The sequence below is a fragment of the Caldimonas taiwanensis NBRC 104434 genome, assembly GCF_001592165.1.
GTDB lineage: Bacteria > Pseudomonadota > Gammaproteobacteria > Burkholderiales > Burkholderiaceae_C > Caldimonas > Caldimonas manganoxidans.
This window is the reverse complement of sequence record NZ_BCWK01000013.1, coordinates 64759-77920: the sequence shown is the minus strand read 5'-3', so window position 1 is coordinate 77920 and position 13162 is coordinate 64759. Positions and strand designations below refer to the sequence as shown.

The 13162-nt window shown below is 66.9% G+C and carries 9 protein-coding genes; 5 read left to right on the top strand and 4 right to left on the bottom strand.

What is annotated here, in order from left to right; translation table 11 throughout:
* Nucleotides 1-2242, bottom strand: a 2242-nt coding sequence (rpoD, locus tag CTA01S_RS11930) for an RNA polymerase sigma factor RpoD (RefSeq protein ID WP_062195824.1), incomplete at its 3' end; no start/stop codon positions are given.
* Between the two features lie 348 nt (nt 2243-2590).
* Nucleotides 2591-4417 carry a DNA primase gene (dnaG, locus tag CTA01S_RS11925; protein ID WP_062195821.1) on the bottom strand — a complete coding sequence of 609 codons (1827 nt, stop codon included), beginning with the start codon at nt 4415-4417 and terminating at the stop codon, nt 2591-2593.
* A 271-nt stretch (nt 4418-4688) separates the two neighbouring features.
* On the opposite strand from dnaG, the gene malE reads away from it, so the two are divergent.
* Nucleotides 4689-5870, top strand: coding sequence for a maltose/maltodextrin ABC transporter substrate-binding protein MalE (gene malE, locus CTA01S_RS11920; protein WP_062195838.1), 1182 nt, complete (start codon nt 4689-4691; stop codon nt 5868-5870).
* A 4-nt stretch (nt 5871-5874) separates the two neighbouring features.
* Here malE and CTA01S_RS11915 read toward each other — a convergent pair whose 3' ends face one another.
* Both CTA01S_RS11915 and CTA01S_RS11910 read right to left on the bottom strand, forming a co-directional pair.
* Nucleotides 5875-7662, bottom strand: a complete 1788-nt coding sequence (locus tag CTA01S_RS11915) for a gamma-glutamyltransferase family protein (RefSeq protein WP_062195819.1) — start codon at nt 7660-7662, stop codon at nt 5875-5877.
* 9 nt (nt 7663-7671) lie between these two features.
* Nucleotides 7672-8430, bottom strand: a complete 759-nt coding sequence (locus CTA01S_RS11910) for a 3-hydroxyacyl-CoA dehydrogenase (RefSeq protein WP_019559351.1) — start codon at nt 8428-8430, stop codon at nt 7672-7674.
* A gap of 199 nt (nt 8431-8629) precedes the next feature.
* Here CTA01S_RS11910 and CTA01S_RS11905 point away from each other — a divergent pair, with 199 nt between their 5' ends.
* The 4 genes from CTA01S_RS11905 to CTA01S_RS11890 are packed head-to-tail and all read left to right on the top strand — an operon-like array spanning nt 8630 to nt 13162.
* The gene (locus tag CTA01S_RS11905) at nt 8630-10981 is read left to right on the top strand and encodes a bifunctional salicylyl-CoA 5-hydroxylase/oxidoreductase (protein WP_062195835.1); all 2352 of its coding nucleotides are present in this window, start codon (nt 8630-8632) and stop codon (nt 10979-10981) included.
* A 2-nt stretch (nt 10982-10983) separates the two neighbouring features.
* Nucleotides 10984-11748 (top strand): SDR family NAD(P)-dependent oxidoreductase, encoded by a 765-nt coding sequence (locus CTA01S_RS11900; RefSeq protein ID WP_062195817.1) that lies wholly within the window; start codon nt 10984-10986, stop codon nt 11746-11748.
* Entirely contained in the window at nt 11745-12299 is a 555-nt protein-coding gene (locus CTA01S_RS11895; RefSeq protein ID WP_019559354.1) for a MarR family winged helix-turn-helix transcriptional regulator, read from the top strand. The genes CTA01S_RS11900 and CTA01S_RS11895 overlap by 4 nt, the downstream gene beginning before the upstream one ends.
* The gene (locus CTA01S_RS11890; RefSeq protein ID WP_062195815.1) at nt 12296-13162 is read left to right on the top strand and encodes an enoyl-CoA hydratase family protein; all 867 of its coding nucleotides are present in this window, start codon (nt 12296-12298) and stop codon (nt 13160-13162) included. Before CTA01S_RS11895 ends, CTA01S_RS11890 begins: the two co-directional genes overlap by 4 nt.

Here is a 13162-nt window from a genome sequence, read left to right as displayed (position 1 = left end):
CAGAGCGGCTGGGGTGTTTGAGTTTGCGGATGGCCTTGGCTTCGATTTGACGGATGCGTTCGCGAGTCACGTCGAATTGCTTGCCCACTTCTTCCAGCGTGTGGTCGGTGCTCATCTCGATGCCAAAGCGCATGCGCAGCACTTTGGCTTCCCGCGGGGTCAGGCTGTCCAGGATCTCTTTGACCACCTCGCGCAAGCCAGCTTGCATCGCGGCATCCACCGGCGCGATGTTGTTGGTGTCTTCGATGAAATCGCCCAGGTGGGAGTCGTCGTCGTCTCCGATGGGGGTTTCCATCGAGATCGGCTCCTTGGCGATCTTCATGATCTTGCGGATCTTGTCCTCGGGCATGTCCATCTTCTCGGCCAGCGTCGGCGCATCGGGTTCGTAGCCGAACTCTTGCAGATGTTGGCGCGAGATGCGGTTCATTTTGTTGATCGTCTCGATCATGTGCACCGGGATGCGGATGGTGCGGGCCTGATCGGCGATCGAGCGGGTGATGGCCTGCCGGATCCACCAGGTGGCATAGGTGGAGAATTTGTAGCCGCGGCGGTATTCGAATTTGTCCACCGCCTTCATCAGGCCGATGTTGCCTTCCTGGATGAGATCGAGGAACTGCAGGCCGCGGTTGGTGTATTTCTTGGCAATCGAAATCACCAGGCGCAGGTTGGCCTCGATCATCTCGCGTTTGGCTTCACGCGAGGCGGCTTCCCCTTCGTTCATGCGCTTGTTGATCTCTTTGAGATCCTCCAGCGGCACCACGGCACGGGCTTGGATGTCGATGAGTTTTTGCTGCAGCTCCTGCACGGCCGGCAGGTTGCGCGCCAGCACCGCGCTGTAGGGCTTGCCAGCAGCAGCCTCTTTCTCGCCCCACTTGAGGTTGAGCGCGTTGGGCGGGAAGGTCTTGATGAAGTGCTCCTGAGGCATGCCGCACTTGTCCACCACGATCTTGCGGATCTCGCGTTCGTAGCGGCGCACGTCATCGACTTGTGAGCGCAGGATGTCGCACAGCTTCTCGATCGTCTTGACCGTGAAGCGAATGGTCATCAATTCGTTGGAGATGGCCTGCTGGGCCTTGTTGTAGGCCGGCGACTTGTAGCCGTCCTTTTCATAGGCGCGGCGCATCTTGTCGAACTCGACGCGCAGTTTGGCGAATTTCTCCAGAGCCGCGGTCTTGAGTTCCTCCAGCTTCTTGGTCAGCGCCTTGGAGCCGCCATTGCCGTCGTCGTCCTCGTCTTCGTCGAATTCGTCGAAGTCTTCCTCGGCGACATAGTCGTCGGCTTCGTCGTCGGAGACGAAACCGTCGACCACATCGGAGATTTGCAGTTCGCCTGCAGCGATTTTGTCGCCCAGCGCAAGGATCTCGGCAATGGTGGTGGGCGAGGCGGAGATGGCCAGCATCATGTCTTGCAGGCCCTTCTCGATGCGTTTGGCAATCTCGATCTCGCCCTCGCGGGTGAGCAGCTCGACGCTGCCCATCTCGCGCATGTACATGCGCACCGGGTCGGTGGTGCGGCCGAACTCGCTGTCCACCGTCGAGAGCGCCGCCTCGGCCTCTTCCTCGGCCTCTTCCTCGGTGGCGGTGGTCGTGCCGCCACCGGAGATCAGCAGCGTGGCCGCATCGGGCGCCTGTTCGTAGACGGCGATGCCCATGTCGTTGAGCATGGACACGATGGCGTCCATGATCTCGGTGTCCACCAGCTTTTCGGGCAGGTGGTCGTTGATTTCCGCATGGGTCAGGAAGCCCCGCGTCTTGCCCATCTTGATGAGGGTCTTGAGCTCGGAGCGGCGCTTGTTGACCTCTTCCTCGGTGAGGGTGGTTTCGTCCAGCCCGAACTCGCGCATCAGCGCACGCTCCTTGGCGCGGCTGACCTTCATGCGCAGCGGCTTGGCCTTGGGCTTGTCGTCGCCTTCTTCGATGGCTTCGACTTCCGGTTCGAGCTCGGCTTCGAGATCGGCTTCGATGTCGCCGAAGTCGTCGTCCGCATCGAGATCGGCGCGGCTCTTCTTGGCCGAGGTGGTCTCGGCTTTGGGCTTGCGGCCGCGCCGACCCTTGGGGGCGCTTTCCGCCGACGCGCCGGTCTTGGCAGCGCGGGTGCCGCCCGATTTGGCAGGTGCGGCGGCTTTGGCCGAGGCCTCTTTCACGGTCGCAGCCTTGGCGGCCTTTTTCTTCTCGGTGGCGGATTCGGCAGCGGCGGCTTTGGCGTCGGACGCCTTGGAGCTGGCACTTTTCTTGGCGGTCATGCGTTTCCTCGGATGGTCTGGTGCGGTGGGCTTGGGGTGGTGCTGTCGCCGCTGGGCGCGGACCTGAGGAAACCGCAGCCCCATGCGGGCGATGCACGAGCCAAACCGGTCGACACCGCATGAGGCAGATGGGGCCGGCCGGTGTCGACTCAAGAGGGCAAGCTGGCGTGAACGAGGATGGAGGGCAGTTCTGGCGGGGTTGGGTGGCCGGTGATGGTGCCCGTGTCGCGGGTGGCCGGGTCCCCCAGAGTCTGCTGTCACTCTTGCCGCATCAATAAACGTAACATTATCGTCGACATTGGCCTTTTCGTCAAAGACTGTGGGGGCCTTGCCGGGCCACCGTGAGGCTCAGGGGCCCGCCGCAGCCGTGCGGGCGGCTTCCAGGCGGCGCCGGCGCTCGTGCACCTCGCGGTAGCGTTGCAGGGCCGTCGGGTCTCGGGCGGCTTGCTCGATCAGGCGCGATTCTTCTGCTTTCAGGCGTTCGACGATCAGGCGGTCCAGCAGGGCGCGCAAGTCCGAAAAGTCGAGGCCGTCGTCCGGGTGTATGGCGCCGGTCAATCGGCGTGCCGCCTCGTGCAGGGGGTGGCCCGACAGCGCTTGATCCAGCACGGACCAGGGTTGTGGGCCGTGTTCGGCCAAGTAGCGTTCGAGCCAAGCGCACAGCGCGCCCAGCGGTGCAGGCAAGGCATGCAGCAGCTCATGGTCTTCGCCGGTGAGTTGGTCCCACCACGCGCTGTGCAGCCACAACAAGCGCACGGCCTGCTCGGCCGGCCCCGGTGGAGCTCGACGTGGGCCGATCGGGCCGGGCGTTTGCTCGCGCCTGCGCCAGTCGCTGCGGCGCGCCAGACCGTCGCTGCTGCGTCCCGCCGAGGGCGGGCGCCCCTGCCACAGGGCCAACAGATCGGCAGGGTTGAGGCCGCCGGCCTGGGCCAGTTCGGCCAGGATTTGCTGCTTGAGCACGCCCTCGGGCAGGGCGTTCCACAGGGGTTTGGCGGCGGCCAGCATGTGCGCGCGGCCTTCGGCGCTGTTGATGTCCAGGCCGTCGCGGGCGGTGTCCAGGATCTGCCGTGACAGCGGCACGGCCTGCGTCACGCACAGGGCGAAGGCCTCGCGCCCATGTTCGCGAATGTAGGAATCCGGGTCGTGCTCGGGGGGCAGGAAAAGGAACTTGATGGTGCGGGTGTCCGTGGCATGGGGCAGGGCCGCTTCCAGCGCCCGGGTGGCCGCGCGCCGGCCGGCGGCGTCACCGTCGAAGCTGAAGATCAGCGTGTCGGTGAAGCGCAAGAGTTTATGGACATGGTCGGCCGTGCAGGCCGTGCCCAAAGTGGCCACGGCATTGGGGAAGCCCCATTGAGCCAAGGCGACCACGTCCATATAGCCTTCCACCACCAGGGCGTAGCCGTGCTGGCGCAGGGCCTGACGGGCTTCATACAGGCCATAGAGTTCCCGCCCTTTGACGAAGACCGGCGTCTCGGGGGAATTCAGATACTTCGGTTCCCCCTGGTCGATCACCCGTGCGCCAAAGCCGATGACCTCGCCCCGCACGTTGCGGATCGGGAACATGATGCGGTCGCGAAAGCGGTCATAGCGCCGGGCATCCTCGCCTTCACCCTGCACGATGACCAGGCCGCATTCTTCGAGCAAAGGGTCGTCGTAGCGGGGGAAGGCGCTGGCCAGGGGGCGCCAGCCGTCTGGGGCATAGCCCAGCCCGAAGCGGGCGGCGATCTCGCCGGTGAGGCCGCGGCGTTTGAGGTAATCGATGGCGCGCGGGCTGGTCTTGAGCTGCTTGCGGTAGTGGGTGGCCGCGCGCTCGAGCACCTCGGTCAGCGTGTGCTGTCGTTGTCGTTGCTGCTGGGCCTGGGCGCGCTGTTCGGGGGTGCTGTCGTCTTCGGGCACGGGCAGTCCGGCTTGCTGGGCCAGCTCGCGCACCGCATCGACGAAACCCAAGCCGCTGTGTTCCATCAGGAAGTCGATCGCATTGCCATGCGCGCCGCAGCCAAAGCAGTGATAGGTCTGGCGTGAGGGGCTGACGATGAAGCTTGGCGTCTTTTCGGCATGGAAGGGGCACAGGCCCTTGAAATGAATGCCGGCCTTCTTGAGTGCCACGTAGCGGCCCACGATCTCGACGATGTCGAGGCGGGCGAGCAAATCTTGTTTGAAGCCGGTGGGAATCACCTCGGCAGTCTACCGCCGGCCGCTGCAGCACGCGCGGGCTCGGCCATGTTGGCGCGTCCAGATGTAGTGAAATTACTCAATCTGTACTTCCTGAGTGGCGCTGCAGCACAGTCGCAGGTCGGCGTGTTGGCGTATCGAGGGACAACACCGATTTCCATTGATTGACGAGCCAATAGACTGGCCATGATGGTTCCGTCCGAGGAGGTGTCGTGTGTATAAGGATCGGCGAAATGTAGTCAAACTTCTTTCTATGGGCCTCTGTGGCGCTGGCATGGCCTGGCCCCGGGCGGGCTGGGCGCACACGGCCTCTGATCCGCTGAGGGTGTGGGTCAATGCCGACAAGGGCCATGAGGGCTTGCGTCGCGTGGCCTTGGCCTATACCCAGCGCACGGGGCGCCCGGTGGTGGTGGAGCATTTCGAACAGGCCGTCGATCGCTTCGAGGCCGCGATGCGCGATGGGAGCGCGAGCGGGCCAGACATTTGGATTTGGCCGCATGACCGCATCGGTGACTGGATCCAACGCGGCTGGATCGCGCCGGTGCGGCCGGGCGAAGCCGTGCGCAGCGACATCGTGCAAGTGGCCTGGGACGGATTCACTCTGGGCGGGCAGGTGTGGGGCTATCCTTTGTCGGTCGAGGCCGTGGCCCTGGTGTACAACAAGGCCTTGGTGGATCGGCCGCCGTCGAGTTTCGAGGAGGTGCTGCCCCTGCATGAAAAGCTCAAGCCCAAAGGCATTCGGGCCTTGGGCTGGGAGACGGGCAGTCCCTATTTCACCTGGCCGTTGATGGCCGCTGGGGGGGCCTATGTGTTCCAGCGCCGCATCGACGGCAGCTACGACCCGCGCGACACGGGCATCCATCACCCCGGGGCGGTGCGGGCCGGGCAATACCTGCAGCAATTGATGGCCGCCGGCGTGATCCCGCAGGGTGGCCTCAGCTACTCGGAGGCCGAGGCCGACATGCGCGACGGCCTGCAGGCGATGTGGATCACTGGCCCCTGGGCCTGGGAGGGGCTGGCGGCCGCGGGTATCGACTTTGGGGTGGCCCCGCTGCCCACGCTGGGGGGCAAGCCGGCCCGGCCCTTCGTCGGCGTGCTCGGGGCGATGGTGGTGCAAGCCAGCCCGCACCGGGCGTGGGCGGTGGACTTCATCGAAAACCATCTGCTGCGGCCCGAGAGCCTGCACACCATCAATGCCGACAAGCCCCTGGGCGTGCCGGCCTCGCGCCGGATGTTCTGGCGCCTGTATGCCGATGCCCGGGTACGGGCCTCGATGGAGGCGATCTACGCGGGCCGGCCCATGCCGAGCAATCCGGAGATGACATGGTTCTGGCAGCACCTGTCGGCGGCGCTGCGCGAGATCAACGCCGGCCGTCCCCCACGGGAGGCGCTCGAAGCCGCGGCCGCGCAAATTCGGGCCTTGGCCGCGCAGGGGCGGCCGGTGGCCAGCCGTTGAAGCTTCACTGGCCGCGCACCGCGCCTTCGCGGCGCGGATCGGCAGCCCCCAGCCAGCCGCGAGGCTGACGCTGCAGGGCCTGGGCGCCGCTGGTCATGGGGGCTTCGCGCACCGTGTGTCCACGCCGGCGCAGCGCCTCCAGCGTGGCAGCTGGAAAGCGCCCTTCCTCCAGCAGCAAGGGCCAGCCGGTGGTGCCGAAGTTGGGCTGGTCGATGGCCTGCTGCGCGTCCAGGCCCCAGGCCAGGGTGCCCAGCAGTACCTTGGCGGTGTAATGGATGATCCACGCTCCGCCGGGCGAGCCCACGTTGAGCACGAGCTGGCCGCCGGCGCGTTCGAAGACCAGCGTGGGGCTCATCGACGAGCGAGGGCGCTTGCCGGGTTCGACCCGGTTGGCCACGGGCCGGCCGTGGGCATCGGTGGGAACGAAGGCGAAGTCGGTGAGCTGGTTGTTGAGCAAGAAGCCGCCGGGCAGGCCCGTGCCGCCATCGACGAGTTGCCGGGCACCGAAGGCATCCTCGATCGTCGTGGTCATCGCCACGGCGCGGCCCTCGCGGTCGATGACCGACAGATGCGAGGTGCCCCGCTCGGGGGCCTCGGGCTGAGGGGCCCAGACGCTGTGCTGGCCCCCGGGGCGGCCGGGTCGCGCGCTCGGCATCGCGTGCGGGCTGATCAGCCGGGCGCGTTCGGCCAGGTAGGCGGGGGCGAGCAGGCTGCTCCAGTGACCTGCCGGCGGCGCGACGAAATCCGGGTCGGCCACGTACTGGGCGCGGTCGGCAAAGGCCAGCCGGGAGGCTTCGGCGTAGGCATGTAGGAAGTCGGGGCCGGGCAAGGCCGCTGGCTGCGCCGCTGCGGGTGGGGCCACGTGTTCGAGCAGGCCCAGGATCTGCGCGATGGCCAGATGGCCAGACGACGGTGGCGGGAAGCCGCACACCTGCCACGTGCGCCAGGGGCTGCACAGGGCTTCGCGCCGCCGCACCTGGTAGGCGGCCAGGTCGGCTTCGCTCAGGCGTCCGGGGCGCACCGGGTGGTTACGGACCTTGGCCACGATGCTGCGGGCGATCGGCCCACGATAGAACGCATCGGCCCCCTCGCGGGCCAGCGTGCGCAGGATGGCCGCCAGCGCCGGGTTGCGCAGCCGGTGGCCCACGGGATGGGGGGCGCCGTCGGGGCCGTAGAAGTAGGCGGCGGCGGCCGGGTCGCGCCGCAGGTGTTCATCGGATCGCAGCAGGGCGTGCAGGCGCGGCCCGACCGCAAAGCCTTCATCGGCCAATGCGATGGCAGGCTCGAAGAGCTGGGCCCAAGGCAAGCGGCCGTGGGCCCGATGGACGGCCTCCAACAGGCGCATCAGGCCGGGCGTGCCTACCGACAAGCCACCAACGACGGCCTCGCGAAAGGGCAAGGGGCGGCCTTGGGCATCGAGGAACAGACCTTCGTCAGCAGCCGCCGGGGCGGTTTCGCGGCCGTCCCAGGCGTCGAGCCGTTGGCCGTCCCAGTGCAGCAGGAAGGCGCCGCCGCCGATGCCGCTGGATTGTGGTTCGACGAGGGTGAGGACCAATTGCGCAGCGATGGCCGCATCCGCAGCCGTGCCGCCGGCGCGCAGCATGCGCCAGCCGGCGTCGGCGGCCAACGGGTGTGCGGCGGCCACGGCCTGCTCGCGCACGAGCACGGCCGAGTGTTGGCGCACACCCGAGGCCGCCTCCGGCTGGTGCGGCCGGGCGGTGTCCGGCGTTGGCGCCGCCGCGCAGCCCAGCAGCAGGGCCAGCGACGCGGCGCACGCTGCGAGGCCTCGCATGGCAGGGGCTCAGCGGGGTGCCAGCCGGATCGCGCCGTCCAGGCGGATCACTTCGCCGTTGAGCATCTCGTTGGTGATGATCTGGTGCACGAGCTTGGCGTAATCCTCGGGGGTGCCCAGGCGGCTGGGGAAGGGCACGCTGGCGGCCAGGGCGTCTTGCACCTCTTTGGGCATGCCAAACAGCATGGGTGTGCCGAAGATGCCAGGGGCGATCGTCATGTTGCGAATGCCGTTGCGTGCCAGGTCGCGGGCAATCGGCAGCGTCATGCCGACCACCCCGCCCTTGGAGGCGGAATAGGCCGCTTGTCCAATTTGGCCGTCATAGGCTGCCACCGAGGCGGTGGAGATCAGCACGCCGCGCTCGCCCGTGGGCTCGGGGTCGTTTTTGCACATGGCCTCGGCCGCCAGGCGGATCATGTTGAAGGTGCCGATCAGGTTGACGGTGATCGTCTTGGTAAAGACGGCCAGCGGATGGGCGCCGTCTTTGCCGACGGTCTTGACCGCCGGAGCGATGCCGGCACAGTTGACCAGGCCCACCAGCTTGCCCAACGCGACGGCTTGGGCGACCACGGCCTTGCCATCGTCCTCACTGGCCACGTCGCATTTCACGAACGCGCCGCCGATGTCGCGGGCCACGGCCTCGCCCTTGTCGACCTGCAGGTCGGCGATCACGACTTTGCCGCCTTCACGCGCCAGCATGCGCGCCGTGCCTTCGCCCAGGCCCGAGGCACCACCGGTGACGATGAAGACTTTGCCTTGAATGTCCATGAATGCGCTCCTCGTGTGGATGGGGGTCGAAATGACGTTGACGTAAACGTCAATTGTGGCCCAAACCTCGCAACGGCCAAAAGGGCGACCGAAGGCCCCAGTGAAAACCCGGGTGGGGTTGATCCTGAGGGTGAATTGCTTGAATACCAAATACTTGAGGTCTAAATTAATTTCATCGCCACCCCTTGGGATCATGGGCATGAGGATCGTGTGCATCGGAGGCGGCCCGGCCGGCCTGTACTTTGCATTGCTGATGAAGCGTGCCGATCCGTCCCATGACGTCACCGTGGTCGAGCGGCATCGCCCATATGACACTTTCGGCTGGGGGGTGGTGTTTTCGGATCAGACCCTGGGCAACTTGCAGCAGGCCGACCCCGAGACGGCCTCGCAGATCCTCGACGCCTTCAACCACTGGGACGACATCGACGTGCACATTCGCGGACGCACGATCCGCTCGGGCGGGCATGGGTTTTGCGGCATCGGGCGCAAGCGTCTGCTCAACATCCTGCAGGCTCGTTGTGAGGCCCTGGGGGTCAAGCTGGTGTTCGAGACCGAAGTGGGCGGCGATGAAGAGTTTCCCGATGCCGATCTCATCATCGCCAGCGACGGGCTCAACAGCCGCATTCGCAACAAGTACGCCGCGATCTTCCAGCCCGACATCGATGTGCGGCGCTGCCGCTTCGTGTGGTTGGGTACGCACAAGCTGTTCGAAGCCTTCACCTTCGCGTTCGAGGAGACCGAACACGGCTGGTTCCAGGCGCATGCCTACCGCTACGATGCCCACACATCCACCTTCATCGTCGAGACGCCCGAGGAGGTCTGGCTCAAAGCGGGGCTGGACAAGATGGGGAAGGAGGAGTCCATCGCCTTTTGCGAGCGGCTCTTCGCCAAGTACCTCGATGGCCACAAGCTGATGTCCAATGCCGCCCACCTGCGGGGCTCGGCGCAGTGGATCAAGTTTCCGCGCGTGGTGTGCAAGACCTGGGTGCATCACAACGGCCGCGCACCGGTGGTGTTGATGGGCGATGCGGCCCACACGGCTCATTTCTCGATCGGCTCGGGCACCAAGCTGGCGCTGGAGGATGCGATCGAGCTGGTGCGCAGCATCCAGCGTCATCCCGGCGACCTGGCCGCGGCTTTGCGCGACTACGAAGCCGTGCGCAGCGTCGAGGTGTTGCGCATCCAGAATGCGGCGCGCAATTCGACCGAGTGGTTCGAGAACGTCTCACGTTATGTGAACTTGCCGCCCGAGCAGTTCGCCTACTCGTTGTTGACGCGCAGTCAGCGCATCAGCCACGAGAACCTGCGTTTGCGTGACAAAGCCTATGTGGAGGGCTTCGAGCGCTGGCTGGCCGAGCGCTGCGGGGGGCCGTCACGAGCCGGCCGCGCGCCGGTGCCGCCGATGTTCACGCCCTTCAGCGTGCGCGGCGTGACCTTGAAGAACCGTGTGGTCGTCTCGCCGATGGCGCAATACTCGGCCGTCGAGGGGCTGCCGGGCGACTATCACCTGGTGCACTTGGGGGCGCGGGCCATGGGCGGGGCCGCCTTGGTGTTTGCCGAGATGACTTGCGTGTCGCCCGAGGCGCGCATCACCCCGGGGTGTCCGGGCCTGTGGAACGATGCCCAGCGCGAGGCCTGGAAGCGCATCGTCGATTACGTGCACACCCACACCGATGCCAAGATCGGCATGCAGCTCGGACATGCGGGCGCCAAGGGCTCGACGAACATCCCCTGGAAGGACGACGGGGCCGATCGGCCGCTGCGCAAGGGCAATTGGCCGCTGCTGTCGGCCTCGGCCGTGCCCTACCTCGACGATGGGCCGCTGCCGCGTGCCATGACTCGCCAGGACATGGATCGCGTGCGCGAAGACTTCGTGGCGGCGGCTCGGCGTGCGGCGCAGGCCGGTTTCGACTGGCTGGAGTTGCACTGCGCCCACGGCTACCTGCTGTCGAGCTTCATCTCGCCGCTGACCAACCGGCGCACCGACGAGTACGGTGGGTCGCTGGCCAACCGCTTGCGCTACCCGCTGGAGGTGTTCACCGCGCTGCGCGAGGTCTGGCCGCAGGATCGCCCGATGTCGGTGCGCATTTCCGCGCACGACTGGGTGGAAGGCGGCATCACCCCGGACGATGCAGTGGCCATCGGCCGGGCCTTCAAGGCCGTGGGCGCCGATGTGATCGATTGTTCCTCGGGGCAGGTCAGCCCCCATCAAAAGCCGGTGTACGGTCGGATGTATCAGACGCCATTTGCCGATCGCGTGCGCAACGAGGCCGGCATCGCCACGATCGCGGTTGGGGCCATCACCGAGGCCGACCAAGTCAACGGCATCATCGCCGCCGGCCGGGCCGATTTGTGTGCGATCGCACGCCCGCACTTGGCCAACCCGTCATGGACGCTGCTGGAGGCTGCCCGGCTCGGCTATGGCGATGTGGACTGGCCGGTGCAGTATCTATCGGCCAAAAGCCAGCTCGAGCGCAACCTGGAGCGCGAGAGGGCGATGTCAGGCCGCCTGGCCGCGGCCGAACAGGCCAACCGAGCCTTGGGGGTGTGAGCATGGTCACCGCGCGACATGCCGTCATCACCGGTGCGGCTCGCGGCATCGGTGCGGCCATTGCGCGCCGTCTGGCCGCGCAGGGGCACCGGCTCACGCTGATGGGGCGCACGGCGCAGGCCCTCGAAGCCTTGCGCGCGCAATTGCCGGGGCCGGGGCACGCGGTGGCGGCCGTGGACGTGGCCGACGTGGCGTCGGTGGAACGGGCCTTTGCCCGGGCGCGTGAGGTGTCTGGCCCAGTGGAGATCCTCGTGAACAACGCCGGCCAGGCCGAAAGCGCGCCGTTGGCCAAGACCGATCTGGCGCTGTGGCAGCGCATGCTCGATGTCAACCTCACCGGCACCTACCTGTGCACTCGCGCTGCGCTGCCTGATCTGCTGCAGGCCGGCTGGGGCCGCATCGTCAACGTCGCCAGCACGGCCGGCTTGCGCGGCTATGCCTACGTCACGGCCTATACCGCGGCCAAGCATGGGGTGGTGGGCCTGACACGCGCGTTGGCCTTGGAGCTGGCCCGCCAGGGCATCACGGTCAACGCCGTGTGCCCGGGCTATACCGAGACCGACCTGCTGCGCCACAGCATCGAAGGCATCGTCGCCAAGACCGGACGCAGCCCAGCCCAGGTGCGTGCCGAGCTGGCCGCCGCCAACCCCCAGGGCCGCCTGGTGCAGCCCGAGGAGGTGGCCGATGCGGTGGCCTGGTTTTGCGCAGAGGCCGCCGCGGCGGTGACGGGGCAGGCGATCTCGGTCAGTGGCGGGGAGGTCATGTGAAGCGCGGCTCCAAACTCCGTCTCGTGAGCGGCCTGGATGAGCACAGCATCGGCTTGGAGGCTCGCGCGGCCTCGGACGATCACATGGCGCTCAAGCTGTGGTTGCGCTTGTTGGCCTGCAGCACCCAGATCGAAACCGAGATCCGCAAGCGTCTGCGTGCGCGCTTTGGCATCACCTTGTCCCGCTTCGACTACCTGGCTCAGTTGTACCGACATCCCGAAGGTTTGCGCATGAGCGCCTTGTCGCGCTACCGGATGGTCACCGGCGGCAGCATCACCGGGCTGACCGACGAGCTGGAGAAGGAGGGGCTCGTCTTGCGCGAGCCGTCCCCCGAGGATCGGCGTGCATTTCAGCTGCGGCTCACCGCCGAAGGCCGCCGCGTCTTCGAGCGCATCGCCGCCGAACACGAGGCCTGGGTCATCGAGTTCTTTTCCGACTTGCGAGCGTCCGATCGCAAGGTCCTGTACGAGCTGCTGGGCGAGCTGCGTGTGCACATGGCCGCACGCCAAGCCGCTCCTTCGTCATCCACTGCATCGAGTGAGCTTGCATGAGCGATCCCTCCACACCCATTGGCCTGGACCCGGCCCTGGCTGCCGGCAACCGGCGTGAACTCTCGGGCTACGGTGCGCGCCACTTCCTGTGGCAGTGCGACCACGGCGTGGCTCACATCACCCTGAGCCGCCCGCAGCGCAAGAACCCGCTCACCTTCGACGCCTATGCCGAGCTGCGCGACCTCTTCCGGGCCCTGCAGCATGCGGTAGACGTCAAGGCCGTGGTGCTCTCGGGCGCGGGGGGCAATTTCTGCTCGGGCGGCGACGTGCACGAGATCATCGGCCCGCTGGTGCAGCTCAAGGCCCCCGAGCTGCTGATGTTCACGCGCATGACCGGTGACCTGGTCAAAGCGATGCGGGCCTGTCCGCAGCCGATCATCGCGGCGGTCGACGGGGTGTGCGCCGGCGCCGGTGCCATCCTGGCCATGGCCAGCGACCTGCGTTTGGGCACTGCGCGCAGCAAGACGGCCTTTCTGTTCAACCGCGTCGGTCTGGCCGGCTGCGACATGGGAGCCTGCGCCATGTTGCCGCGGATCATCGGACACGGGCGTGCAAGCGAGCTGCTCTACACCGGCCGCACGCTGGGCGGCGAGGAAGGCCTGCAGTGGGGCTTCTTCAACCGCTTGTGTGCGCCCGAGGCCCTGGTGCCAGAAGCCTGGCAATGGGCCCGCGAGATCGCCGCCGGCCCGACCTTTGCGAACGGCATCACCAAGACCATGTTGCACCAGGAGTGGAACATGGGGCTGGACCAGGCCATCGAGGCCGAGGCCCAGGCGCAGGCGATTTGCATGCTGACCGAGGACTTCCGTCGCGCCTATGAGGCCTTCGTGGCCAAGCAGCGCCCGGTGTTCCAGGGGAACTGA